Here is a 24,866-nt window from a genome sequence, read left to right as displayed (position 1 = left end):
GCAGGCGGGGCCGCCGTAGCCTGGTGGCATGCCCGCACTGCTGATGGACGCCTGGACCCGAGGAGACGTGGTGTGGGCGGTCCTGGTGGGACTGGCGCTGGTGCACCTGCTGGTGTGCGCGGTGGTGCTGACCTGGGTGGACCTGCGCGAGCACCGACTGCCGAACCGCTGGACGCTGGCCTTGGCGGTGGGTGGGGCAGTGACACTGTGGAGTGCCTCGGCATTGCAGGGTGGGGAGCGACTGGCGCCGTCCCTGGTGGGGTTCGTGGGGTATCCGGCCCTGATGCTGCTCCTGCACCTGGCCAGCCGCGGCGGACTGGGGCTGGGGGATGTGAAGGTGGCGGCCGGGCTGGGTCTCTACACCGGGTGGCTGGGCTGGGAGGCGTGGGCGCAGGCGGTGTTCCTGGGCTTCGTGATCGGTGGCGTGGTGGCCCTGGTGATGGTGCTGACCCGCCGCGCGACGGTGAAGACGCGGTTGGCGTTCGGCCCCCCGCTGCTGGCCGGCGCTGTGGTGGCGGTGCTGTTCGGAGGTTAGCGGTCGCCAGAATCCGCTGTCCTGTGGAGAGGATCCTTAACGTGTCCGTGGGGGTGCGTAGGTTCAGGGCATGGAGACGGACCGCAGGCTCTAGGCCGGTGAACAGGGCGCTGAACTGCTCACCGATGCTGCCTCTCTGCGCGTGCTCCAGGAGGCACTCGCAGGTCTGGTCGAGGCCCGAACTGAGATTGAGGCCATCGACCGGATCAGCGCGCTCGAGTCCTTGAAGTCCGTGTGCGCGGCGGTCCAGGCCCGTGAGTCTGTGGCGTTGGACCGCATGCGCCGGGAACGCGAGTCCGCCGAGGGTGTGCCGGTGGAGAAGCAGGCCCGGGGGCTTGGGGCTGAGATCGCCCTGGCGCGGCGGGAGCCGGCCCATTCCGGTGGCCGGCACCTGGGGTTGGCCCGGGCGCTCTGCCACGAGATGCCGAACACCCAGAGGGCCCTCACCCGGGGAGAGATCTCGGAGTACCAGGCCACGGTGGTGGCCCGGGAGACCGCCTGGCTGAGCGTGGAGCACCGTGCCGAGGTGGACCGGCTGATGGCCGGGCGACTGGGGCAGGTGGGGACCAAGCGTCTGGCCGCTGAAGCCAAGGCCCACGCCCAACGGCTGGACCAGGAGTCTGCGGTGGCTCAGCTCGAGCGCAGCCGCAGAGAACGCCGGGTGAGCGTGCGGCCGGCCACCGGGGGGATGGCCTATCTGACAGCCCTGCTGCCGATGCATCAGGCTGTGGCGGCTCTGGCGGGCCTGCAGCGTGACGCCGGGACGATCATCGGTGCCGGGGATCCGCAGGAACGGACCCGGGACCAGGTGATGGCCGATCTGCTGGTGGAACGGCTCACCGGGCAACAGTCCGCAGCCACAGTTCCCACCGAGATCCAGCTGGTGATGACGGACCGCGCGTTGTTCGGCGCGGGGGAGGAACCGGCGTGGCTCCCTGGGCATGGGCCGCTTCCCGCCGAGGTCGCCCGGCAGATGGTCACCGATCCGGAGGCCCAGGTGGCACTGCGCCGGCTCTTCACCCGGCCGGAGGACGGGCAGCTCGCGGCCATGGACTCCCGTTCACGGGTCTTTCCGCCGCTGCTGCGCCGCATGATCCTGCTGCGCGACGATGTCTGCCGCACCCCGTGGTGTGATTCCCCCATCCGACATGCCGATCACGTCACCGCCCACGCCTCTGGAGGCCCGACCAGCCTCCAGAACGGGCAGGGACTCTGCGCAGCGTGCAACTATGCCAAGGAGAACCCAGGCTGGCGGCACGCGTCCCAGCAGGACGGCGGAGTCAGCGTCACCACGCCCACCGGGCACACCTACCGTGCAGAAGGAGCGCCGTTCGCAGTGTGGGCCGGAGCTCCACCCGGCGGCCAGGCTGAACCGGCAGACAGACCAGACCAGCGGCGGCGGGCAGGACCCCGGACCGGCATGACGATGTGCCGTCTGAGGCGGGTGCTGCAGGAGGATCCGCCCTCGCGGGACAGGTGCCCGGACGACTGGGCCCGGCGGCACGGGCTCGGGGTGATTGCCGCGTGAGCGGGACTGAACGGGGACCTCGGGTGGATACGGTGGAGTCATGCCCACACCCGAGTTCATCCTGTCCCTGCGCCAGAAGGTCGGCCATGAGTCCCTGTGGCTGGCCGGCTGCAAGGCGGTGGTCTTCCGCGAGGTTCCGGAGGAGGGAGCCGGAACGGTCCGCCAGGTGCTGCTGGCTCGTCGCAGCGACAACGGCCGCTGGTCGGTGCCCGCCGGGATCATCGAACCCGGTGAGGAGCCCGCAGACACCGCCGTGCGCGAGGTCCTCGAGGAGTGCGGCGTGCACGCCCGGCCTGTCCGGGTGGCCGGTGTGGGCACCACCCCGCACGTCACCTACCCCAACGGGGACCAGGCACAGTACCTGGACGTGGTCCTGGTGCTCGAGCACGTGGACGGGCAGGCCCACGTGGGAGATGAGGAGAACCTGGAAGTCGGCTGGTTCCGGATCGCGCCCGAGGACCAGACGCCCGAGATGCCAGACGGACACCGCCGTGCGCTGCGCTGGGCGATGGAGACCGAATCGGGTGCAGACAACGCCGACCATGCCACTGGAGCACGGTTCCTGGTCGACGGCACCGAACACCACTGAACGACGACGGCCCCGGGACCTTCCGTGGGGAAGGTGCCGGGGCCGTCGTCGGGAACCGTCAGTTGGGGTGGGTCATGGACATGGTGTCCAGGGCCTCATCCAGCTGGGCCTCGGTGACCTCGCCGCGCTCCACGTAGCCGAGGTCGATCACGGCCTCACGCACGGTCATCTTCTGGGCGACCGAGTGCTTGGCGATCTTGGCGGCGGCCTCGTAGCCGATCACCTTGTTCAGCGGGGTCACGATGGACGGGGAGGCGCCGGCCAGGAACGAGCAGCGCTCCTCATTGGCCTCGATGCCGTCGATCATCTTGTCCGCCATCACCGTGGAGGTGTTGGCCAGCAGGCGGATGGACTCCAGCAGGTTGGCGGCCATCACCGGGATGCCCACGTTCAGCTCGAACGCGCCGTTGGTGGAGGACAGGGCCACGGTGGTGTCATTGCCGATCACCTGGGCGCAGACCATGATGGCGGCCTCGCAGATCACCGGGTTGACCTTGCCCGGCATGATCGAGGAGCCCGGCTGCAGATCGGGGATGAAGATCTCGCCCAGACCGGTGTTCGGGCCCGAGCCCATCCAGCGCAGGTCGTTGTTGATCTTCATCAGCGAGTACGCGATGTTGCGCAGCTGACCGGAGGCCTCCACCAGGCCGTCGCGGTTGGCCTGGGCCTCGAAGTGGTTGCGGGCCTCGGTGATCGGCAGGCCGGTCTCCTCGGCCAGCAGCTCGATCACGCGGGCGGAGAAGCCCTTCGGGGTGTTGATGCCGGTGCCCACAGCAGTGCCGCCCAGCGGGACCTCGGCCACGCGCGGCAGAGACGCCTCCACGCGCTCGATGCCGTAGCGCACCTGAGCGGCGTATCCGCCGAACTCCTGACCCAGGGTCACCGGGGTGGCGTCCATCAGGTGGGTGCGGCCGGACTTGACCACGGAGGCGAAGGCCTGGGCCTTGCGCTCCAGCGACTCGGCCAAGTGCTCCAGGGCGGGCTTGAGATCGTTGATCAGGGCGCCGGTGACGGCCACGTGCACCGAGGTGGGGAAGACGTCATTGGAGGACTGGGAGGCGTTGACGTGGTCGTTGGGGTGGACCTCGTTCTCGGAGCCGGCGTCCTTCAGGCGGCGGGTGGCCAGGGTGGCCAGCACCTCGTTGGTGTTCATGTTCGAGGAGGTGCCGGATCCGGTCTGGAACACGTCGATCGGGTAGTGGTCGTCGTACGTCCCGGCAATGACCTCGTCCGCGGCGGCCACGATCGCCTGGGCGCGCTCATCGTCGAGCACCCCCAGTTCGGCGTTGGCCTTCGCGGCGGCCTTCTTGATCTGCGCCAGGGCGTGGATGTGGTTCGGCTCCAGCGTCTTGCCGGAGATCGGGAAGTTCTCCACGGCGCGCTGGGTCTGGGCACGGTACAGGGCGTCGACGGGGACCTTGACCTCGCCCATGGTGTCGTGCTCGATGCGGAACTGCTGATCGGAAGAGGACTGTTCGCTCATGCGGCCAGTCTAGTGTTCGCTGACCCGCCCATCCCTCATGTGCACGGAGCGGTCGGCCACCGGCAGGAACTCCAGATCATGCGTCACCACCACCGTGGCCAGGTCCCGCTCATGGGTCAGCCGGGCGAGCAGCTCCATCACCTCCGCCGAGCGGTCATGGTCCAGCGCTGCGGTGGGCTCATCCACCAGCATCACGGCAGGCCGGCCCATCAGCGCCCGGGCGATGTTCACCCGCTGCCGCATGCCCCCGGAGAGCTGATGCGGCCGGCGGTCCGCCGCCTTCTCCATCCCGACGGCGGCCAGGGCCTCCCGCGCGGCCCTGCGGGAGTCACGGGGCCGGGTTCCGCTCAGGGCCTCGGTGAGCTGCAACTGCTCCAGTGCTGTGAGGGAGGGCAGCAGGTGCGGTTGCTGGAACACCAGGCCGACCTCCTCCCGGCGGATCCGGGTGCGCTCGGCGGCGGAGGCGCCGGTGACCGGACGGTCATCGATGGTCACGGTTCCGGACGTGGGGGTGACCAGGGCGCCGGCCACGGCCAGCAGGCTGGACTTGCCCGAGCCGGAGGGGCCCACCAGGGCGACCATCTGGCCGTCCGGGACGGTGAGGTCCACAGAGTCCAGGGCGAGCAGGGTGCCGGATTCACCGTCCGGATAGGCCAGGGTGAGGTTCTCGAGAGTGAGCATGAGGGGTCCTTTCGGAGAGTCGTTCGGGGTACCGGGGCGGGGATCAGCTGCCGCCGAGGGCCAGCAGCGGGTCCACCCGGGTGGTGCGCCACACGGCCACCGCCGCGGCGAGCATCCCCAGGAGCACCGTCAGCCCGAACGGCAGGGCGGCGGTCACCCAGTCGACCTGGACGGGCACGGCCTGCGCGGCGAACACGGCACCGGCGGTGCCCAGGGCGGTCCCGAGGGCGGCGCCAACCAGCAACACGATCCCCGCCTGGAGCAGGCCGTCGGTGATCACCCAGCGGTTCGTGGCGCCCAGCGCCTTGAGCACCGCGATGTCCCGGGTCCGCTGCACGGTGAACACCGCCATGAACGCGGCGATCACCAGGGCGGAGATGCCGTAGAGGAAGCCCTGCATCATCACCAGGGACCCGTTCTCCGAGGAGTAGGCCGGCAGCGCGGACAGCGCCCCGTCAACATCCGTGACGGAGGTGGTGGTGCTGGAGGCGAGTTCGGTGAGCGCATCCTCGGACACGTCCGTCCCGCTGCCCACCACCAGCGCGGTGGCGGTGCCCTCCTCAGCGTGGGTGGCCGTGCGCCACTGCTCCAGCGGCAGCCACACCACGGGAATGTGCGAGTAGTACTCACCCTCCACCACGGCCTGCACACTCAGCTCCCGCCCATTGACGGTGAGCTCGTCGCCGGCCTGCACCCCCAGGTCCTCCGCGGCCGGTGCGCTGAGCAGCAGACCGGTGAGGCCGTCGTCGGGACGGTCCGCGTCAGCGGGCAGCAGACGGCTGCCCGGCTCCACGGCGATCATCGCCACGGCGGCTGCCGAGGTCCCGCTGTCCGCACGGGACTGGCTGATCCCCACCGGCTCGGCCCAGGCCACCTCAGGAGACTCGGCCCAGGACTGGAGCTGGTCCGCGCTGATCTGGGAGGAGGTGAAGGAGACCTCCACCTCCTCGGTGGACTCGGCGTGCGGGGCCCCGAACACCACCGAGACCTGCTGATCGTTGCCAGCGTCCTTCCAGGCGGTCACCGCAGAGATGTTCTGGTGCGCCAGCCCGTTGGTCAGCCCGGTCAGGAAGACCAGCAACAGGCAGATGAGCGCGACCACCGCACCCATCAGGGCGTAGCGGCCGCGGGCGAAGCGGACGTCGCGCACGGAGAGGAACGGGGTGGTGAGGATCGGGGTCATGTCATCCAGCCTCGTGCGGACGGCGCGGGAGGACATCGGCCAGGGTGAGGATCGTCAATCAACCGAAGGATGGACCGGCGCCGGTGTGGCGGGAGGCCAGGCGCGTTACTCTGCACCCATGGGAGAGGTTGTCACCGCGGCGGATGCCGCCGAGCTGCAGCCCAGCCGCCGGATCCAGGTGCTGCTGGGCTCCATGCGCGTGGCCCTGCACGTCACGGTGGCCGCGCTGCTGGTGCTGGGCCTGGCCCGGTGCTGGCAGGCATCCCACGGCGCGGGGGACTGGGGCCGGCTCACCCTGGCCGGGGTCCTGGCGGCGGTCTTCGCCGGGGTGTATGTGGCCGGGACGTTCGTGGAGAAGCGGCGCAGCGAGGGCGGCTGGACCGGCAGCGGTGGCATGCGCGATCAGATCGTGGTGCGCTGGCAGCTGCCCTGGCTGATCATCGTGACCGGGCTCTGGCTCGGACTGGTCATCACCTACGTGGACTTCGCCTGGCTCGTGTTTCCGCTGTTCTTCCTGCACCTGCACGTGGTGGGGCGCCGGTCCGTCCCCGCGGCGCTGGCCTGCGTGGTGGGACTGACCGCCGTGGTGCTCGTGGCCTACGCCGTGCACCGGGACGGACTGGATGTGGGCGCGGTGATCGGTCCGGTGATCGGCGCCCTGGTGGCCGTGGTCATGTCCGCCGCCTACGCGCTCTTCTACGACGAGGCCCAGCGCCAGCAGCGGATCATCGCCGAGCTGGAGGCCACCCGCGCGGACCTGGCCGCCGCCGAACGCCATGCCGGCGCCCTGCGCGAGCGCCAGCGGTGGGCCCGCGAGGTGCACGACACCGTGGCCCAGGGACTGGCCTCCGTGGTGCTGCTCTCCCGCGCGGCCCTGGAACAGCGGCCGGACGAGCAGATCGCCGGGCAGCTGGAGCAGATGGAGCGCACCGCCGCCCACAGCCTGGGCCAGGCTCGGGCACTGGTGGGGCAGGACGCCGCGGACCGTGCGGACGCGGCCCCGGTGGGTGAGCTGGTGCAGGACCTGGAGTCACTGTGCGCGGCCACCCAGTCCACCGCCCGGCAGTCCGGAGCCGTGCTGGTGGTGAGCTTCCACGGGGTGGTGCCGGATCAGCACGCGGACCTGGGCACAGCGTCCGCCACGGTGGTCCGCCGCGTGGCGCAGTCGGCCCTGTCCAACGTCCTGTTGCACGCGCAGGCCACCCGGTGCGTGGTCACCTTCACCCTCCACCAGGACGGCTGCACCCTGGACATCCACGACGACGGCCGGGGCCGAGGCGGTCGGCCGGCGGGTTTCGGGATTGAGACGATGAGACAGCGCGCCGTCGAGCGTGGCGGCACCCTGGCGGTCGAGGATGCCCTGCCCGATGGGTCCGGCACCGTGGTGGCGCTGAGCCTGCCGAGAGAGGGGGCTGTGGGATGACCGAGGAGTCGGTGATGCTGCGCGTGGTGCTGGTGGACGACCACCCGGTGGTGCGGGCCGGACTGCGTGCCGTGCTCGAGTCCGGCGGCGGGATCAGCGTGGTGGCCGAGGCGGAGGACTCGGCGCAGGCGCTCGCGGCCGTGGACCGGCAGGTGGGTCTGGGCGAGGGGCCGGACGTGGTGGTGATGGACATCGAGCTGGGCGGAGGGCCGTCCGGGATCGAGACCACCCGCCAGCTGGCACAGCGGCATCCGCGGCTCCCGGTCCTGATGGTGACCACCTACAGCAGTTCTGCCGATGTGCAGTCAGCCCTGCAGGCCGGTGCCGTGGGCTACCTGCTCAAGGACGCCTCCGCCGCCGATCTGCGGGACGCGGTGGTCAAGGCCGCTCAGGGGATGACGGTGCTGCCGGCGGAGATCGCCCGCCGAGCTCTGGGCGGCACGCGCGGACTGGCCGAGGCGCTGAGTCCGCGTGAGGTCCAGATCCTGGAGCTGCTGGCCACGGGGCGGACCAACCAGCAGCTGGCCGCGGAGCTGTTCATCTCCCAGGCCACGGTGAAGACCCACCTGAACCACATCTTCGGCAAGCTGGGCGTGGTCACCCGCACGGAGGCCGTGGCAGCGGCCCGCCAGCACGGCATCATCCGGGGCTGACCTTGTGGGTTGCCCCCAGCCTTATGGGGACAGGGCGAGCGCGGTGCACGGACCTGGGCCGTGGTGGCCCTGATCCTGGTGGGGATCCGCGGGGTGGGGACACTGGTGAGGGCCGCCAGTGTCAACAGCATCGGCGCGGGGGCCGTGGAGCTGGCCTCCGGGGCGCTGCTGGTCCTCTGCGTTGTGGTGCTGCTGGTCCTGACAGTCCGACGGTGGGCCGCCTCGCGCCGGGTCAGCGCGGCAGGTCAGGGTCGGTGACCTCGCCGATGGCGTGTACGGCCTTGCCGGAACCGCCTGCCAGGGAGTAGGTCACCCCGATCACCGCGGTGCGGCCCCGCTCCACGGCGGCGCCGAGCACACGGGAGGACTCCACGATCCGGTCGCAGGTCTGCCCCACGTGCTCGGCCACGGTGCCGTCCACGTCCTTGACTCCGGAGCGCCGGGCGGCGATCACGGACGGGGTGATGCGCTCCACCAGCGAGCGGATGAAGCCCGGGGGCATCTGCCCTGAGGCGTAGGACTCCACGGCCGCTGTCACGGCACCGCAGCTGTCATGGCCCAGCACCACGATCAGCGGGATGTCCAGCACGTCCACCGAGTACTCCAGGGATCCCAGCACGGCGTCATCGATCACCTGGCCTGCGGTGCGGATGACGAACACATCGCCCAGGCCGACGTCGAAGATGATCTCCGCGGCCAGGCGGGAGTCGGAGCAGCCGAAGATCACGGCCACGGGGTGCTGGCCGCCGGCCAGGGAGGCCCGGCGTGCGGCGTCCTGGTTGGGGTGGTCAGAGACGCCGTCCACGAACCGCCGGTTGCCCTCGCGCAGCAGCCTCCAGACGTCATCCGGGGAGGGGCGCGCGGAGCGGGCCAACTGCTGCAGCGGTGTGGGGCTCACTGTCCGGCTCCCGCCGAGGCTGCCTGCAGGGCGGTGGCCATCGCCTCCAGGTCTGAGAGCTCGCCGGACCCGGAGATCACCACGGTGGTCCCCTCCAGTTCGCCCACCAGGTGGCGGTCGCCCTCCACCGGCTCGTGCAGGGCCCAGGCGGTGCCGCCCACGGAGACCTGACCGGCGTTCGGGGCTCCCTTGACGGTCTGGCTCAGCCAGGTGGGGTTGGACTGATCGGTCTGGGTCAGGCCCACGAACTCCTCCTGGCCGGTCACGTACCCGGCCTCCCAGGCCGGCACCTGGTCCGCGCCGCCGCTGCGCAGCCGGGCGTAGGTGGCGCGCCAGTCCTCGGGGACCTCGGGGGAGAGTGCGGTGTAGTCCAGCCCGGCGGTGGCCTGAGTGGCCACGGCATCCACATCCACCGGGCGCTCGTAGGTCTCGGCGGTGCTGCCGGGGTTCAGGAAGTAGACCATCATCGCCACGGCCAGCGTGGCCAGGACCGAGAGCACCATGGCCATCGCCGACTGACCGGCCCGTTTGGCCTGCTTCTCGGTGAGCCGCGGCTTGGGGGCGGGAGAAATGGTGGTGCTGGAAGTCGTCACCGCTCCATTCTGCCACTGTGCAGCGCACTAGGATGGGGGCACAGGACGTGAGCAGGTCCTCCCACCACCCTCAACACCACAGACGGAGAGACACGGTGACTTCAGAGCAGCCCGAGAACAACGGCGTTCCGGCGCAGACAGCATCCGTACAGTCCAGCGCACGGGGCCGCGGCCAGCACAGCTCTCTGAGCCCTGACCTCGCGGTCTCCGGCACCGAGCCGGACCGCAACCTGGCCATGGAGCTGGTCCGTGTGACCGAGGCAGCGGCCATCGCCGCCGGTCACTGGGTGGGCTACGGAGACAAGAACACCGCCGACGGCGCCGCCGTGGACGCCATGCGCGAGTTCATGGACACCGTCCAGATGAACGGAGTGGTGGTGATCGGCGAGGGCGAGAAGGACGAGGCGCCCATGCTCTACAACGGGGAGAACGTCGGCGACGGCACCGGTCCCGAGGTGGACGTGGCCGTGGACCCGATCGACGGCACCCGGCTGACCGCCCTGGGCTACAACAACGCCCTCTCGGTGTTCGCCGTCGCGGAGCGCGGGGCCATGTTCGACCCCTCGGCCGTGTTCTACATGGACAAGATGGTGGTGGGCCCGGAGGCCGCGGACTTCGTGGACCTGCGTCTGCCGGTCAAGCAGAACATCCACCTGGTCTCCAAGGCGCTGAACAAGCCGGTCAGCCAGCTCAATGTCTGCGTGCTGGAGCGTCCTCGCCACGAGAAGCTGGTCCAGGAGATCCGTGAGGCCGGCGCCCGCGTGAAGTTCATCATGGACGGTGACGTGGCCGGCGGCATCGCGGCGGCCCGTCCGGGCACCGATGTGGACATGCTGCTGGGGATCGGCGGCACCCCGGAGGGAATCGTCACCGCCTGCGCCATCAAGGCCACCGGTGGCATCATCCAGGGCCGGCTGGCCCCCGTGGACGACGCCGAGCGCCAGCGCGCGATCGACGCCGGACACGACCTGGACGCGGTCCTGTCCACCGACGACCTGGTCAAGTCCGACAACTGCTACTTCGCCGCCACCGGCATCACCGACGGTGACCTGCTGCGCGGGGTGCGCTATGACAAGAACCGCGTGATCACCCAGTCCATGGTGATGCGCTCCAAGTCCGGCACCGTGCGGATCGTGGAGGCCGAGCACCAGGTGCGCAAGTGGCGCAAGTGGCTGGACGACTGAGTCCAGCCTGAACCACTGCGGCTGAGTTGATCAGCTGAGCGCGGGGACCGTCACGGAGAACACCGTGGCGGTCCCTTCGTGTTCGCCCCCCGCGACAGCATGCACGGTGGTCTGGGCGTCGTCCGCCCTCAGGAACACGGACTCGCCCGGAGCCAGTGTCAGTGTCTGCGCGGCCTGACCGTCCTGTCCTGACGAGCGCACCTGAACGGAACCGGCCACGCACACCGCGATCACCGGGCCGTGGGCGGTCAGCGCACGCCCCTCGGCAGCTGGCAGGTCCAGGCGCTCCACCTCGAACTCTTCCACCGGCGGGGCGAACCGCTGGTGTCCCTCCGCGCCGGAGGAGCTGTTCAGATACGGCACGGGCATCGGCTCGAACACCACCACGCGCTCCAGCTCCGGCACGTCCACGTGCTTGCCGGTCAGACCGCCGCGCAGGACATTGTCCGAGGCGGCCATCACCTCCACGCCCAGTCCGTGCAGGTAGGCGTGCACGTTCCCGGCGGGCAGGAAGATCGCCTGACCGGGGGCCAGGTCCACGCGGTGCAGCAGCAGGGAGACCATCACCCCGGGATCGCCCGGGAAGTGCTCGGCGATCCCCACGGCGGTGGCCAGGTTCAGGTCATCCTCCAGCACGTCCGGGGCATGGTTCAGGGCCCCGACGGCGGCCTCCACCCAGTCGCCTCCGGCCCACCCGCCGCTGGGGTCCAGCAGGGCGGAGAAGACCTCCTGCAGTCGCCCGCCGTAGAGCTTCAGGCTCAGGTGGGCGGCTGAGGCGGCCTCCGGTGAGGTGGCCCCGTCCCCATACTCGGTCAGCACCTGGGCCAGCCGCTCGAAGGACCGTGCCGAGGCCTCGGTGTCCCGGAATCCGCACAGGGCGGAGAACGGGGTCAGGGCCACGACCATCTCCGGCTTGTGGTTGTCGTCCTTGTAGTTCCGGTGCGGGGCATCGGCCGGGACTCCGGCCTGCTCCTCGGCGGCGTACCCGGCGCGGGCCTGCTCCAGGGTGGGGTGGGCCTGGATGGACAGGGGCTGTCCTGCGGCCAGCAGCTTCACCAGAAACGGGAGCCGTCCGAACCGCTCGGCGGAGCCGAGCAGACCTGCCGGGTCCTGCGCCAGGAGGGCGTCCAGCGGAACCTGCGTGCCGTCGTCGGGAAGGACTGCCAGGGAGGGGGCACCGGGATGCGCGCCCATCCACACCTCAGCCTCCGGGCGACCCGTGGGGGTGCGGCCTTCGAGGTCGGCGAGCAGGGTGCTCGAACCCCAGGAGTAGTCACGGACGGGACAGCGCAGAGCGAACATGGATCCCAGCCTATCGGCCGGGGGCGCACAGGTGGTTCGTGGCGGCGGCCTGCTCCAGCAGTCCCACCTGGCCGGTGTCCTCGGCCCACTGCAGGTACTCCGGGGTGATGGGGGAGCCGTCCGGCTGGGTGGGCGGTGCCGGCCACTCGCTCTGCGGGGTGCCGGGAGTGGCCGAGGGGGTGGACGCCGCCGGCAGCTGGGCGAAGCGGGTGAGCAGCGGCAGGGCCTGCGGGCCGTACGGGCCGGAGGAGGCTGCGGCCTGGGCGGACTCGGCGAGCTTCTGGTCCACGCGGGAGTGGATCAGCTCGTAGTCCGGGAAGGTGGTGAACCGGTCGCCCTCGAAGTCCGGCGGGCCGATGGTCATCCGCTCCATGGGATGGCTGCGGGACTGGGCGGCCAGGGAGACGAAGGTGCCCAGCTGCTGGCCGGGCAGGTCCGTCTCCACGATCTGCTCGCCGGCCCGCATGATCCCTTCGAAGCGGGTCAGCAGGGTCTGGGGGTTGAACTGGGCCAGCATGGCCGACTGCACGCACTGCTGGCGGGCGATGCGGGCGTAGTCGTTGGTGTGCAGGCGAGAGCGGGCGTAGCCCAGGGCGTCGGCGCCGTTGAACGTGTACTCGCCCGGCGCCCACCAGACGTTGCCCCACTGGCCGTCCGGGCGCACACCGCGGTAGGGGGTGTACCCGCCGGTGGTCACCGAGACACCGCCCATGGCGTCGATCAGCTGGGCGAACCCGTCCATGTCCACCAGTGCGTACCCCTGGATCTCCAGACCCAGGATCCCGCCGACGGCGTCCTTCATCGCCTCGGCGCCCGGGTCCGCCGCGCCGGGGTAGAGACCGGCGTGCTGGTTCGTCACGTCCATGTACAGCGCGTTGATGATGCACGCGTCCCCGCAGCTGTACCCGTCCGGGTAGACCTGCCACAGGGGGGAGTCCTCGGTGAACGGCGCGTTCTGCATGTTCCGGGGGATGGAGAACATGACCACCTGGCCGGAGTCGGCGTCGATCGAGGCCACGTGGATGGAGTCCGGCCGCAGACCCTCACGTCCCTCACCGGCGTCCCCGCCCATCACCAGGAAGTTGTAGCGCCCGTCCACGGGGTCGATCGCCGGGCGGACGGCGAAGATGTTGCCCAGGGAGTTCCGGGCGGTGTTCACCGCGTAGGATCCGTAGCCCAGCACGCCGCCGGTCAGCAGCATCAGCCCCACCGTCAGGGCGCCGACCACCCGTTTCATCCCGGGCGCCAGCAGGTTCCAGCTGATGATCCGGAAGGTGTCCACCCACAGGATCAGCCAGCCCACGGCCAGCGCCGCCAGCACCACCACGGCCACCAGCTGAACCACCGTGTTCGAGGCCAGCCAGAGCAGTGGCCGGTTGAAGAACAGGGCGAGCAGCACGCCCAGGACGAGCAGCGCCCACACGGTCAGGGTGACCCGCAGGGCCAACCGGCCCAGACGGCGGTCCCCGGCGACCACCTGGGCCGCGCCGGGCAGCACCAGGGTGAGACCGAGCAGCATCAGCGCTCGCTTGGTGCGGTCCGGAGCGGAGAGCCGTTCCGGGGTGCGCACGGGCGAGGGCGGGGTGGGATCCAGCTGCGAAGGGGAAGTCATACCGTCATTCCGGCTGGGCGCGGCGCCCGAGCCTCAGAGCGCTCCAGTGTAGTTCGATCGACCTGAGTCCTGGCTGAGAGACGCGCTCAGGGCGGCCCCCTTCCCTGCGGCGGTGTCCCGCAGGTCCGCGGCGAACTCGGTCAGCCGGGTGCGCAGGGTCTCGGCCTCCGGGGTGTCGCCCGTGGCCAGCATCCGCACGGCCAGCAGTCCGGCGTTGCGGGCCCCGCCGATCGAGACGGTGGCCACCGGCACGCCCGCGGGCATCTGCACGATCGAGAGCAGCGAGTCCATCCCGTCCAGGGTCTTCAACGGGACCGGCACCCCGATCACCGGCAGCGGCGTGGTGGAGGCCAGCATGCCCGGCAGGTGGGCCGCCCCGCCCGCACCGGCGATGATCACGCGGATGCCCCGCTCCTGCGCGGTGGCCCCGAACTCGACCATTTCGTGCGGCATGCGGTGAGCCGAGACCACATCCACCAGATACGGGATGCCGAACTCCTCCAGCGCGTCCGCGGCGGCCTGCATGACCGGCCAGTCCGAGTCAGACCCCATCACGACGGCGACTCGCGCCTGGGTGCCTGCGCTCGCCGGGGCGGCGGGCTGGGTGGTGCCCGGGGCGATGGGGGTGACGGGTGAGGACGGGGGAGTGGTCATCAGGACTCCTGGGTCTGGGCTGGCTGGGCGGGCTGGGCGGGCTCAGGGCGGGTGGCGGAGGACCCGTCCCGGATGATGGCTGCGGCTCCCTCGGCGGCCGCGCGGGCGGCGTCCAGGTCCTCGGGGCGGGGGGCCACCACGTTGACGTGGCCGATCTTGCGTCCCGGGCGCACGGACTTGCCGTAGGCGTGGACCTTGGCCTCCGGGTGGGCGCGCAGGGCCTCCGGGAAGGCGGAGTACAGGTCCTGGTTCGCACCGCCCAGGTAGTTCTTCATCACCGTGTACGCACCCACCGGGTCCGTGGAGCCCAGGGGCAGATCCAGCACCGCACGCACATGCTGTTCGAACTGACCGGTGACCGCACCGTCCATGGACCAGTGCCCGGAGTTGTGCGGACGCATGGCCAGCTCGTTGACCATGAACCCCGGACCAGTGCCCGGGGTCTCGAAGAGCTCCACGGCCAGCATGCCCGTCACCCCCAGCCCCTCGGCCAAGGTGACCGCTGCCTGCTGAGCCGCGCTGGCCGTCGTCGGGCTCAATCCTGGTGCGGGGGCCGTGACCAGGTCACACACGCCCTCGGTCTGGAGGGACTCGACCACCGGGTAGACAGCCGTCTGCCCGGACGGGGTGCGGGCCACCTGCGCGGAGAGCTCGCGGGTGAACTTGACCATCTGCTCCACCAGCAGCGCCTCGAAGTCCAGCTCGAACCAGTCGGTGCACGCGGCGGCCTGCTCCGGGGTGCGGACCACGCGCACGCCCTTGCCGTCGTACCCGCCGCGCGGGGTCTTGAGCACCACCGGCCAGCCGATGCGCTCGCCGAAGGCGGTCAGCTCGCTGATGGAGGACACCGCCGCCCACTCCGGGTTGGGCAGGCCCAGGCGCTCGCAGGCCTGACGCATCAGCAGCTTGTCCTGGGCGTACTGCAGGGCATCGGGGCCGGGGTGCAGGACCACGCCCTCGGCCTGCAGGGTGCGCAGGTGCTCGGCGGGGACGTGCTCGTGGTCGAAGGTCACCACGTCCACCGTCGCCGCGAACGCGCGCAGGGCCTCCAGATCGCGGTAGTCGCCGACCTCATGGTCAGCTGCCGTCACCGCGGACACGTCCGGGCCCTCCGCGAGCACGCGCAGTCGAATGCCCAAGGCGGTTGCGGGCGGGGCCATCATCCGGGCCAGCTGTCCGCCGCCGACCACTCCAAGTACCGGGAAAGTCACTCGTTCAGGGTATCGACCCCAGCTGGGTGTGGGGGACCGCACGCTGTGTGACGCCTGAACGTCCAGCGAATCGGAGGCTGGGCGGTCTAGAGTGTGCGGGTCACAGTCCCTCACAAGGAGCCGACCCCACACTCATGCTCAGCAACCTCTGGCAGCGTCTGATGGCGCTGGTGCGCATGCTCTGGCGGGAGGTCGCCAAATTCGGCACCGTGGGCGCGGCGGCCTTCGTGATCGACTCCGCCGTCTTCATCTGGATGCTCAACGGCCCCCTGGAGGGCAGCCCCGTCAAGGCCAAGATCGTGGCCGGCGTGGTGGCGACGATCTTCTCCTGGGTGGCCAACCGCTTCTGGACCTTCCGGCACCGCAGGCAGAACAACGTGGTCCGGGAGCTGGTCCTGTTCCTGGTGATGAACGCGATCGGGCTGGGCATCCAGGCCGGCTGCGTGTTCATCGCCCAGTACTGGATGGGCCTGACCGACTCCACCAGCCTGTTCATCGCCGGCAACGTGATCGGCCTGTTCTTCGGCACGGTCTTCCGCTTCTTCGCCTACCGCTTCTGGGTGTTCACCGAGGAGATGGACGCCGACCCGGCCTTCGCCCACGACCGCGAGCTGCTCACCGGACAGCTGCCGGTGGTGCGCGAACGCCGTGCTGATCCCGTGGGTCAGGACGCCGAGGCCCCGTCCGCTCGCACCCCGGCCGAGCCCGGCCGCTGACCCAGCCGCGCAGGGCGGTGCTCCCGCACTGACCAGCCCACCCGGCCGGCCCCGCTCGCCTGATCATGATCACGCCACGTGGGTGTCGGCTCGGCGTGTCTCAACACCTTCTGCGCACGTGATCTGGAGTCAGGCGGTGAGGCCTTCGTCGGTGAGGGCCTGGGTGCTGGTCTCGTCCAGTGCGGACAGCGACTCCGCGGGGACCAGGACCACCGGGCGCAGGGTGTCCCAGGCGGTGATGGCGGCCAACAGCAGGGCGGCATCGAGCCGTCGTCCACCCGCCGCGACAGCCGTCCCGCGGGACTGCTCGACGATCCATGCACGGGCCGAGGTGACGGAGCCGTCGTCGGGACGCTCATCCTGGGCCAGCGCTGGAAGCGTGGCCGGGGAGAGGTCCGGTGCCGGGAGCAGGAACTGGTCGGCCTGCTGGCGCACCTCGGCGGAGAGGTCCACGGCGTGGGCAGGCAGATCGCCGCTGAACTCGGTGTCCGTGGCGCCGGACGAGACGGCGATCAGCACCCCGGGATGATCGACCCACTGCTCGGGCCGGTCGGTGAGGACGGCATCGGTGGGCACGGCGTCCGGAGAGTCCGGAACGGAGCGGATCAGGGTCAGCTCGGCGCCGGACCACAGCGCCCCCAAGGACACGGCCAGCGACTTCCACGCGGCGGGCAGGTCCACCGCCATCCGGGAGCCGCTGCTCAGCCCTTCCACGTCCAACAGATTCGCGGTCTTGGCGGCCCAGTTCACCAGCACGCGGCCGGAGAGCTCGATCCGTCCCTCGGCGTCGGCGGCACCCGGATACTGCACCACCGCCGGTCGCGGCGAGGCCTCGAGGCGGTCGATCAGAGGGCGGGGATCGGGGCCGGAGAAGCTGAGCGAACCGAGGGAGACCATGGGTCCAGACTGTCACATCAGGGACCGTCGGCAACACGCCGAATCTGCGGGGCGGACGACTCGGCGTGTCGTGCTCAGTTCGGCCCGAGCCCAGGTCTGCAGAACCCCCGCCGCACTTGACGAAAGGGTACTTACACCCATGTAATTAGTGGCAGAGAACGGTCTCGGTGACCCAGGCGCTTCCCCTCGTCCGACCCACCGACGCAACTGCCCTCCGCCGCGCCATGAGAAGGCATCGCAGGCGGCGGGGACGGCGTCGGCTGCAGGATGCGCCCGGCAATCCCGCCGTACCCGGTACCCCGAGATCCGGATCCGGGACGCAACGCAGCATGGGGAAGGACCCAGAACATGGACAACGCACAACGGCTGGAGGACCTCCGGCACGGACACGTTGCCGACGCAGCACCTCCACGTCGAGGCGTACCAGCTGACTGGTTCGTTGACCCGGCGGATCCGGATGCCTCGCACCGGCTCCAGGAGACCGGATCCCTGGATGACCTGGCCACCGCCTTCCTGACCGCCCACGAGGACACCGACTCCGACGAGCAGGCCGAGGCCACTGTCACCGCCCTGCATCCGGGCACGGAGACCCCGCGCACCGACCGTGAGCGCCGCGGCTCCGACTCCCAGAGCGGCGTCTGGCTGGGACTGCCCGGTCTGGCCGATCCCCTGGAGGTCGAAGGCGAGCTGGCCTGGCAGGTGGACGCCCTGTGCGCCCAGACCGACCCAGAGGCCTTCTTCCCGGAGAAGGGCGGCTCCACCCGTGACGCCAAGAAGGTCTGTGCCTCCTGCACCGTGCGCAGCGAGTGCCTGGAGTACGCCCTCTCCAACGATGAACGGTTCGGCATCTGGGGCGGCCTCTCCGAGCGGGAGAGGCGCCGGCTGCGGAAGCGGTCGAGCTGATCGACACCCAGCACGAACAGCACGTCACGGCCCTGGTGGTCGTGGACGAGTTCCCGGAGCGGACGGCCCACGCCGTCCGCTCCGCTGTGCTGCAGACGTCCCCACCGCGGCGCGTGGTGGTGCATGCCCGCCCCGGGTCCCTCACCGGGGAGCTGAAGGAGCAGCTGCGCACCCTGGCCCGGGACGCCTCCATCCCGCTGGAGCTGACCGAGACGCAGGAACCGCTGACCGCAGACCTGACCCGCGCGCTCGCAGACCGCGCGGACGGTGCACCGGCGGATCAGCAGTGGATCTGGCTGCTGCGCAGTGACAGCCACGCGGATCCCTCCGCCCTGGACCAGCTGCTGCGCACGGTGGAGACCTCCCCGTCCGTGACCGTGGCCGGCTGCAAGGTGGTGGACGCCGAGCACCCGCGGCACCTGGTCTCGGTGGGCACCACGGTCACTGCCTCGGCCCAGCCGATCACGCTGCTGGAGCCCGGTGAGCTGGACCAGGGACAGCATGATGCCCGCAGCGACGTCCTGGCCGTCCCGCTCCCGGGCATGCTCGTGCGCCAGGACGTGTGGGCCATGCTGGACGGCCTGGACCCGCACACGCCGGAGCGCGCGGCTGCCACCGACCTGTGCTGGCGCAGCCGTCTGGCCGGGCACCGCGTGGTGGTGGTCCCCGGGGCTCGGATCCACCAGCAGCCGGCGGACACCGACCCGGATGAGTCGCGCACCCGGCGCCGGGCAGAGGCGGAGCTGCGCGAGGCCGCCGTGTGGCTGCGGCTCAAGCACGCCCCCGCCCTGGCTGTCCCGATCCTCTGGCTGTGGAGCCTGATCACCGCGGTCGGCGCCTTCCTGGGGTCACTGCTGGCCAAGGAGCCGGAGGTGGGGACGGCCCGGCTGACCGGCACCCTGCGCACGCTGCTGCGCCCCCTGGCCCTGGCCAGGTCCCGACGACGGGCCCGCACCTCCCGGACCGTCTCCCGGTCCCTGGTGGGTCCCCTGAAGGCCACCCGCCGCGAGGTGCGCGCGCATCGGCGAGGACTGCTGGACCTGGACAGCCCCGAGGAGGTGATCGGCGACGGCACCGGCAGCACCACTGATGAGCACCAGCCGACCGGGGACCACGACGACTTCACCGCGCTGGCCACACCGGAGCGCAACTGGGTGGGCCTGGGCCTGGTGGTCGCGCTGGTGCTGCTCGGGGGGCTCTCGCTGGTGGGCTGGTGGGGGCTGCTCGGTGCTGAGACCGCCACCGGAGGCGCCCTGCTGCCGCTGAGCGAGCAGGCATCCGTGCTGTGGCACCACGCGGTGAACGGCTGGTCCACCGCCGGACTGGGCGGCCCCGGACAGGCCGGCCCGTTCGGACTGCTCGTGGCGGTGGCGGGATCCACCGGACACGGTTCGGCGGTGCTGCTCTGGCTGATCCTGATGGCCATGCCGCTGGCGGCCGCCGGCGCGTGGGCGCTGGCCGGCAGCGTGGCACGCAGCCGAGGCGGTCGCCTGCTGATGGCCCTGCTGTGGGGGTGCTCCCCGGCCCTGCTGGTGGCCACCGGGCAGGGACGGATCGGTGCGGTGCTGGTCCACGTGCTGCTTCCATGGCTGGGCGTGGCCGTGCTGCGCGCAGTGGGGGCGGCCGCCCAGCATCGTCTGGACCCGGAGGGCACACCGGTGGATCGCAGGCCACGGCCGGGCCACCGCGGCGTGATCTCCTGGACCGCATCCGGATGGACGGCCCTGCTGCTGGCCGTCCTGACCGCCGCGGCACCCGTGCTGCTGCCCGTCCTGCTGGCCGGCCTCCTCCTGGTGGCCATGATCACCCGCAGCCGGGGCCGGACCCTGTGGTGGACACCGCTGCCCACTCTGGCCCTGTGGCTGCCGGCCCTGTGGGTGCACCACTCCACTCCGCGGGCGCTGCTCGCTGATCCAGGTGTCCCGTTGGCCGCCGACCCCGCTCCCGTCTGGCAGCAGCTGCTCGGCTTCCCCCTGGCACTCACCCCGGAAGCCGACCTGGCCGCTCTGCCCTGGGCCGGGGGGCTGGACCCGAACCTGCCGTGGACGCTGATCGCCGCGCTGGTGATCGGGGTGCCCGTGCTGCTGCTCGCCGGCCTCGGTCTCTTCTCGCCGGGCCGGCCCGGGCGGGTGGCCCGCACCGGTGCCGTGATCACCGTGCTGGGGCTGCTGGGCGCCTGGTCGGCCCCCCTGCTGGTGACGTCCCTGGACGCCGCCGGGCAGACCGTCACCGCCGGCATCGCCGCGTTCACCTCGGTGGTGCTGCTCGGACTGCTCCTGGCCGCCCAGGCCGGCGTGCACACCCTGCGTGAGGCGGGCACCCTGGCCAGGGCCGTCGTCGGGGTGCTGGCCGGTCTGGCCGTGGTCTCCGTGGCCCTGACCTCCACCCTGTGGCTGAGCCCCCGCCTGGCCGGCACGGCTCCTGCGGCCGGGGTCGCACAGGGCACCCACGAGGACGTCGGTTTCAGCACGGTGGTGCGCGGGGAGCGGCAGCGGACCGTTCCTGCCACGGCCGCTGACCAGGGGCTGAGCCCTCTGTCCACCCGCACCCTGGTGCTCGAGCGGACCGAGGAGGGACTGGCGGTGAGCCTGGTGAGCGGATCGGGCACCACCCTGGACCACCTCTCCGGTGCCGTCACCACACGCACGCTCACAGGCCCCCTCACCGCACCCCGGCAGGCTCGGCCCGACCCGGCCGACGAGGCCCTGCGCAGCCTGGCCGTCCAGCTGACCTCCGGCAGCGCCGAGGATCCGCGTCCGGCCCTGGAGTCCTTCGGGGCGGCCTTCGTGGTCCTGCGCGACCCTGAGGGGGGAGAGGCGTCCACGGCGGCCGCCATCGACGCCGTCCCCGGGCTCTCGAGTGTGGGCCTGACTGACTCCGGCTGGCTCTGGCGGGCCACCCCGGCCCAGGACGGCGGACCGGAGGCGGCGGGAGTGCTGGGGGTCGAGGACCGTCAGGGCTTCTTCACCTCCCGGGCGCGCGTGGAGGACGCTGAGGGCCAGGTCCAGCTGCTGCTCGCGCAGGCGGAGGGGCGCGTGCAGAGCACGGTGCCGGCAGCTGATGCCCCCCGATCCGTGGTCCTGGCCGAGCGCGCCGATCCGGGCTGGCGGGCCACCCTGGACGGCCGTCCGCTCACCGCTCTCCCGGCCACGGGTGAGGGGACGTCCGAGTCGGCGTGGGCGCAGCGGTTCGAGCTGCCCGCCACCGGCGGCGAGCTGACCGTCTGGTACGAGTCCGGTGTCCCGGCCTGGCTCTGGTGGGTGGCGGCGCTGCTGGTGGGCTTCGCCGCCTTGTTGGCCATCCCGACGCCGGCCCGCAGGGGGCGTGCCCCGCTCACCTCCCGCGACTCTGTGCAGGGCAGCGGGCCCGGCGTGGAGCCAGATGCCGCGGTGGGCACCGTCGATCCCGATCATGACCAGGATGCGGAGGAGGTCCGATGAGCAGCACCCCGGAACATCCTGGAGGGTCCGAGCGGACGGCGCCGGAGGAGGCGGTGGACGCCGCAGAGGCCGCCGCCGAGCGCGCCCAGCGTCGGGAGGCCGTCCTGAAGGCGCACCGCCGGTCGCGCCGCTGGCGCGGCCGTGCCCTGGCCGCGGCCGCAGGCGCCGGCGCCATGGTGCTGGTGGGCGGTGTGGCCGTCGTCGGGAGCATCTCTCCTGCCGTGATGCCGGAGGTGGATGGCGCCGCCCACCCTGCCCGTCTGACCGCCTCTGCGGCGAGCATGGTCTGTCCGCCGGCGCCGCGTCTGCCGGAGGGAGCCGCCGCGGGCACGGACACCGAGTTCAGCCCCGTCTCCACGAGTGCGGAGTGGACCTCCCGTGTCCTGCTGCTCTCGGATCTGGCCGGTCGTGTCCCTGGCGCCGTGGTCTCTCCGGTCGGTGCGGAGCCGGGATCTGAGGGTGAACGGCTCACCCCGGCCCAGCCCGTGGACCTCCAACAGGGTGCCCCGGCCACGGCAGGGCAGGACGGCGTGCCGGTCCAGCAGGCCTCGGTGCACTCGGGGCCGGACGGAAGGGACTTGGCGGCCGGCCAGCTCACCACCGTGGAGCCGCTGGGCGGTCAGGCGGCGTTGGCGTCCGCGGTGACCGGGTACACCGCGCAGGACGGGGACCTGGCGGGACTGGCGGCGGCCGACTGTCAGTCGCCCGCGCACCGTCACTGGTTGACGGGGGCCAGCACCACGCTGGGCACCACCTCGGTGCTGACCCTGGTCAACCCGTCCACCACGGCCTCCACCGTGGATCTGGACCTGCTGGGTGCGGACGGGCCGGTGGAGGCTCCGGGGGCGCGGGGGATCGTGCTGGCGCCGGGGGAGAGCACCTCGGTGGTCCTGGCGGGGTTGGCGCCGGATCAGGAGCATGTGGCCGTGCGGGTGATGGCCTCGGGCGGAGCGGTGACGGCCGGCATCCAGCAGCACCGGCTCGACGGGGTCACCCCTGCGGGAGTGGAGCTGATCCAGCCGGGAGCGGAGCCGTCCGCCACAGCCGTGGTCCCCGGGGTGAGGATCCCCAGTGCCACCGTGCTGGAGCAGCTTTCCGATCCGGCTGCGGGTCCCTCGGTGCTGATCGCCGCGCCGGTGACCTCCGGACCCACCCGGGCCGAGGTGAGTGTGATCGGTCCGGACGGCGAGGTGGACCTGCCCGAGCCGGCGGAGGTGGACCTCGCTCCGGGTTCTGCGGTGCGGGTGCCGCTGGCAGGGGTGCCCCGCGGCGAGTACACCGTCACGGTCTCCGCCGATGGCCCGGTGGTGGCCTCGGCCCGCGGTCTGGACACCATGGAGGCCGAGCTGCCGGAGGGCGGCGACGCCCAGCCCGTGGACCGCGCGATCATGCCCGCCGCGGCGCCGCTGGGGCTGGAGCAGCTGGTCGCCCTGCCCTCGCACGCACGCAGTCACCTGGTGCTGGCCGCTCCGGACGGTGGTGCGGTGGACCTGACCGCGGTGCATGCTGACGGCTCGGTGGGCCAGCCGCACGAGCAGGAGGTCGCCGCCGGGCGTCAGGTCCGCCTGGACGTGCGGGAGCTGGCTGAAGACGGTCAGCGGGTGGCCGGTCTGGTCATCACGACGACGGCCGGCTCGGTCCACGCTGGCCTCACCCAGCGCTCTGCGCAGGGGATCTCGGCCGTCCCGGTCCGGGCTGAGCCGGAGCAGGCTGCAGGCATCCCGGTGCGCGTGCGTCCGTGACTGTTCGGACGGCGCGGGGCTCAGTCCTGCTGGTCCGGGTCGATGGCGGCCGGGTCCACTCCGGTCAGGGCGGCCCACTGCTCCACCAGGGTGGCATAGACCAGTTCGGCGAGCAGCCCGTGGTCCGGTGAGGTCCCGGCTCCGCCGGCGCGTGCCTCCAGGGGCCTGCGGTAGAGGGTGATCACGGGTGTGCCGTCCGGGTCTCGGGTCGAGTCGCCGAGGGGATCGTCCACGGAGCCGGATCCCCAGGTCTGCAGGGCGCTGATCCGCTGATCGAGACGGTCCGGGATCATGGCGGTGCGGAATCTGGTCTGCTCCACAGCTGGGCCCACCCGGGGCGCCAGGCGGTCCACGGCATCGGCCACCAGGTCCTCGAACCGTTCGCCGGGCGTGCGCCGCGCGGGGGCGGCGGGCGGCAGCAGCGGTCCGCGCAGCCCCCGTCCATGTCGGTCTCGACGGCGGAGTCGGACCGGACGGCTGCGCGCCGCAGACGGCATCCGATCCTGAGAGTCCATGCCCCGATGTTAGACCTCGGGCTGGGCGGTGTGTGCACCTGGGGCAATCGGAGTGGCGGGGGTAGGGTGGTCTGCCGTGGGATCGAACCGTACGTGCTCCAAGACCAGCTGCCAGGGCTCTGCCGTGGCCACCCTGACGTACAACTATGCCGATTCCACGGTGGTGCTGGGACCCCTGTCTCGCCTGGCCGAGCCGCACACCTACGATCTGTGCCGCCGCCACGCACAGTCGATGACCGCCCCGAAAGGCTGGGAGCTGCTGCGTCTGGAGCTGCCGCCGGGGGAGTACCGGCCCGCTGAGCCCGATGACCTGCTGGCGGTGGCCCATGCCGTGCAGGCACCGCTGCAGTCCCGCACCCACGGGCAGTTCCGCACGCCGGAGGCGGACCAGCGGCAGCCCGAGCGCACCGAGTCGCGTGGCAGCTCGGTGGATCGCTCCGTGCGCAGCCCCCAGGACGATGCGCCGGCCACACCAGAGCGGACCTCCGGATCTCAGGGCGGCTCCACCGCTCGAAGTGAGCGCCCCGAGCCGCTGAGTGTGGACGGTCCCGCCCGCCCCGGCCGCCCCCCGCTGCGCCTGCTGAAGGACCCCGAGGCGAAGTAGATCTTTCCCCTTCTCTCGACACAGCTGTCCCCTGGTTCATTGGTCGTGCCAGTGCAGGTTGCGTGCGGGGACGGGTTGGTGTTCCTGGGTCTGCTGTGACGCGCTGGTGTCCTGAACGCGGGGGATGCCGTCTGTCATCTGGATGGTGAGTTGGTCGTGGTGCAGGGCCTGGTGGTGGTGGGAGCACAGCAGGACCCCGTTCTCCACGGAGGTGGGCCCTTCGTGTTTCTTCCAGAACCGGATGTGGTGGATCTGGCACCAAGCCGCTGGGATCCCGCAGCCGGGGGCGGCGCAGCCTTGGTCGCGGGCGATGATGGCCTTGCGGACCCCGGGCGGGAAGGGTCTTTGGGCTCGTCCGATGTCCAGCACTTCACCGGCACCTCCCAGGACGACGGGTATCAGGTCTGCATCACAGGCCCAGGCTCGGATGACCCGGGGGTCGATCGGCCCGGTGAACGTCCCGGCCGAGACGACCGGTCCGCGCAGCACCCCGGGTGGGTGTTGATCAGCCAGGTGCTTC

General features: G+C 71.5%; 24 protein-coding genes. 12 read left to right on the top strand and 12 right to left on the bottom strand.

Annotated elements, in window-relative coordinates:
* Positions 1 to 28 precede the first annotated feature (28 nt).
* The 3 genes from ACEXHE_RS12865 to ACEXHE_RS12855 all read left to right on the top strand — a co-directional run bounded on the left by ACEXHE_RS12865 (position 29) and on the right by ACEXHE_RS12855 (position 2,652).
* Positions 29 to 535: a prepilin peptidase gene (locus ACEXHE_RS12865; RefSeq protein WP_374786096.1), complete on the top strand. Its 507-nt coding sequence runs from the start codon at positions 29 to 31 to the stop codon at positions 533 to 535.
* 142 nt (positions 536 to 677) lie between these two features.
* Positions 678 to 2,063 carry an HNH endonuclease gene (locus tag ACEXHE_RS12860; RefSeq protein ID WP_374786095.1) on the top strand — a complete coding sequence of 462 codons (1,386 nt, stop codon included), beginning with the start codon at positions 678 to 680 and terminating at the stop codon, positions 2,061 to 2,063.
* A gap of 40 nt (positions 2,064 to 2,103) precedes the next feature.
* The gene (locus ACEXHE_RS12855; RefSeq protein ID WP_374786094.1) at positions 2,104 to 2,652 is read left to right on the top strand and encodes an NUDIX domain-containing protein; all 549 of its coding nucleotides are present in this window, start codon (positions 2,104 to 2,106) and stop codon (positions 2,650 to 2,652) included.
* 58 nt (positions 2,653 to 2,710) lie between these two features.
* On the opposite strand, the gene ACEXHE_RS12850 is transcribed toward ACEXHE_RS12855, so the two are convergent.
* Genes ACEXHE_RS12850 through ACEXHE_RS12840 form a run of 3 tightly spaced genes read right to left on the bottom strand, consistent with a single transcriptional unit; the run spans position 2,711 to position 5,999 of the window.
* A complete protein-coding gene (locus tag ACEXHE_RS12850; protein ID WP_374786093.1) occupies positions 2,711 to 4,135 on the bottom strand; it encodes a class II fumarate hydratase in 1,425 nt (474 codons plus the stop codon).
* A 9-nt stretch (positions 4,136 to 4,144) separates the two neighbouring features.
* The gene (locus ACEXHE_RS12845) at positions 4,145 to 4,816 is read right to left on the bottom strand and encodes an ABC transporter ATP-binding protein (RefSeq protein ID WP_374786092.1); all 672 of its coding nucleotides are present in this window, start codon (positions 4,814 to 4,816) and stop codon (positions 4,145 to 4,147) included.
* A gap of 43 nt (positions 4,817 to 4,859) precedes the next feature.
* On the bottom strand, positions 4,860 to 5,999 hold the full coding sequence (locus ACEXHE_RS12840; RefSeq protein ID WP_374786091.1) for an ABC transporter permease: 1,140 nt from the start codon (positions 5,997 to 5,999) through the stop codon (positions 4,860 to 4,862).
* A gap of 118 nt (positions 6,000 to 6,117) precedes the next feature.
* Between ACEXHE_RS12840 and ACEXHE_RS12835 the strand changes: the two genes are divergently transcribed.
* From ACEXHE_RS12835 to ACEXHE_RS12825, 3 genes are read left to right on the top strand one after another with little or no spacing between them, the layout of a single operon-like run.
* Entirely contained in the window at positions 6,118 to 7,422 is a 1,305-nt protein-coding gene (locus ACEXHE_RS12835; protein ID WP_374786090.1) for a sensor histidine kinase, read from the top strand.
* Positions 7,419 to 8,075, top strand: coding sequence for a response regulator (locus ACEXHE_RS12830; RefSeq protein ID WP_374786089.1), 657 nt, complete (start codon positions 7,419 to 7,421; stop codon positions 8,073 to 8,075). The genes ACEXHE_RS12835 and ACEXHE_RS12830 overlap by 4 nt, the downstream gene beginning before the upstream one ends.
* Before the next feature lie 9 nt (positions 8,076 to 8,084).
* Positions 8,085 to 8,333, top strand: a complete 249-nt coding sequence (locus ACEXHE_RS12825; protein ID WP_356968164.1) for a hypothetical protein — start codon at positions 8,085 to 8,087, stop codon at positions 8,331 to 8,333.
* Here ACEXHE_RS12825 and ACEXHE_RS12820 read toward each other — a convergent pair.
* Entirely contained in the window at positions 8,308 to 8,973 is a 666-nt protein-coding gene (locus ACEXHE_RS12820) for a carbonic anhydrase (RefSeq protein ID WP_374786088.1), read from the bottom strand. The two genes, ACEXHE_RS12825 and ACEXHE_RS12820, sit on opposite strands and share 26 nt — an antisense overlap.
* Entirely contained in the window at positions 8,970 to 9,566 is a 597-nt protein-coding gene (locus ACEXHE_RS12815) for a DUF4245 domain-containing protein (protein WP_374786087.1), read from the bottom strand. The genes ACEXHE_RS12820 and ACEXHE_RS12815 overlap by 4 nt, the downstream gene beginning before the upstream one ends.
* Positions 9,567 to 9,802: 236 nt before the next feature.
* Here ACEXHE_RS12815 and glpX point away from each other — a divergent pair, with 236 nt between their 5' ends.
* The gene (gene glpX, locus ACEXHE_RS12810; protein ID WP_260062163.1) at positions 9,803 to 10,750 is read left to right on the top strand and encodes a class II fructose-bisphosphatase; all 948 of its coding nucleotides are present in this window, start codon (positions 9,803 to 9,805) and stop codon (positions 10,748 to 10,750) included.
* Between the two features lie 30 nt (positions 10,751 to 10,780).
* Here the strand turns inward: glpX and manA are convergent, their stop codons facing one another.
* From manA to ACEXHE_RS12790, 4 genes are read right to left on the bottom strand one after another with little or no spacing between them, the layout of a single operon-like run.
* Positions 10,781 to 12,052 carry a mannose-6-phosphate isomerase, class I gene (gene manA / locus ACEXHE_RS12805; protein ID WP_260062144.1) on the bottom strand — a complete coding sequence of 424 codons (1,272 nt, stop codon included), beginning with the start codon at positions 12,050 to 12,052 and terminating at the stop codon, positions 10,781 to 10,783.
* A 10-nt stretch (positions 12,053 to 12,062) separates the two neighbouring features.
* Positions 12,063 to 13,664, bottom strand: coding sequence for an LCP family protein (locus ACEXHE_RS12800; protein WP_374786086.1), 1,602 nt, complete (start codon positions 13,662 to 13,664; stop codon positions 12,063 to 12,065).
* 33 nt (positions 13,665 to 13,697) lie between these two features.
* Positions 13,698 to 14,318 (bottom strand): 5-(carboxyamino)imidazole ribonucleotide mutase, encoded by a 621-nt coding sequence (gene purE / locus ACEXHE_RS12795; protein ID WP_091698124.1) that lies wholly within the window; start codon positions 14,316 to 14,318, stop codon positions 13,698 to 13,700.
* Positions 14,318 to 15,529 carry a 5-(carboxyamino)imidazole ribonucleotide synthase gene (locus ACEXHE_RS12790; RefSeq protein WP_374786085.1) on the bottom strand — a complete coding sequence of 404 codons (1,212 nt, stop codon included), beginning with the start codon at positions 15,527 to 15,529 and terminating at the stop codon, positions 14,318 to 14,320. Before ACEXHE_RS12790 ends, purE begins: the two co-directional genes overlap by 1 nt.
* A 134-nt stretch (positions 15,530 to 15,663) precedes the next feature.
* Here ACEXHE_RS12790 and ACEXHE_RS12785 point away from each other — a divergent pair, with 134 nt between their 5' ends.
* Complete coding sequence (locus ACEXHE_RS12785; RefSeq protein ID WP_091698119.1) at positions 15,664 to 16,245, top strand: GtrA family protein; 582 nt, start codon at positions 15,664 to 15,666, stop codon at positions 16,243 to 16,245.
* A 129-nt stretch (positions 16,246 to 16,374) separates the two neighbouring features.
* Here the strand turns inward: ACEXHE_RS12785 and ACEXHE_RS12780 are convergent, their stop codons facing one another.
* A complete protein-coding gene (locus ACEXHE_RS12780; RefSeq protein WP_374786084.1) occupies positions 16,375 to 17,142 on the bottom strand; it encodes a TIGR03089 family protein in 768 nt (255 codons plus the stop codon).
* A gap of 348 nt (positions 17,143 to 17,490) precedes the next feature.
* On the opposite strand from ACEXHE_RS12780, the gene ACEXHE_RS12775 reads away from it, so the two are divergent.
* Genes ACEXHE_RS12775 through ACEXHE_RS12765 form a run of 3 tightly spaced genes read left to right on the top strand, consistent with a single transcriptional unit; the run spans position 17,491 to position 23,227 of the window.
* Positions 17,491 to 18,045, top strand: coding sequence for a WhiB family transcriptional regulator (locus tag ACEXHE_RS12775; protein WP_356968148.1), 555 nt, complete (start codon positions 17,491 to 17,493; stop codon positions 18,043 to 18,045).
* A 41-nt stretch (positions 18,046 to 18,086) separates the two neighbouring features.
* Positions 18,087 to 21,485, top strand: a complete 3,399-nt coding sequence (locus ACEXHE_RS12770; protein WP_374786083.1) for a glycosyltransferase — start codon at positions 18,087 to 18,089, stop codon at positions 21,483 to 21,485.
* Entirely contained in the window at positions 21,482 to 23,227 is a 1,746-nt protein-coding gene (locus tag ACEXHE_RS12765) for a DUF5719 family protein (protein WP_374786082.1), read from the top strand. The genes ACEXHE_RS12770 and ACEXHE_RS12765 overlap by 4 nt, the downstream gene beginning before the upstream one ends.
* A gap of 20 nt (positions 23,228 to 23,247) precedes the next feature.
* Here ACEXHE_RS12765 and ACEXHE_RS12760 read toward each other — a convergent pair whose 3' ends face one another.
* Positions 23,248 to 23,742: a metallopeptidase family protein gene (locus ACEXHE_RS12760; protein WP_374786081.1), complete on the bottom strand. Its 495-nt coding sequence runs from the start codon at positions 23,740 to 23,742 to the stop codon at positions 23,248 to 23,250.
* Positions 23,743 to 23,866: 124 nt separating this feature from the next.
* Between ACEXHE_RS12760 and ACEXHE_RS12755 the strand changes: the two genes are divergently transcribed.
* Positions 23,867 to 24,346, top strand: coding sequence for a DUF3499 family protein (locus tag ACEXHE_RS12755; RefSeq protein ID WP_374786080.1), 480 nt, complete (start codon positions 23,867 to 23,869; stop codon positions 24,344 to 24,346).
* A gap of 36 nt (positions 24,347 to 24,382) precedes the next feature.
* On the opposite strand, the gene ACEXHE_RS12750 is transcribed toward ACEXHE_RS12755, so the two are convergent.
* Positions 24,383 to 24,866: HNH endonuclease signature motif containing protein (locus ACEXHE_RS12750; RefSeq protein ID WP_374786079.1), on the bottom strand; the 484-nt coding region annotated here is incomplete at its 5' end.

The organism is Micrococcus sp. IITD107 (assembly GCF_041927415.1).
Taxonomy (GTDB): Bacteria; Actinomycetota; Actinomycetes; order Actinomycetales; family Micrococcaceae; genus Citricoccus; species Citricoccus terreus.
The sequence above is the reverse complement of the archived record's forward strand: the minus strand, read 5'-3'. Positions and strand labels throughout refer to the sequence as shown.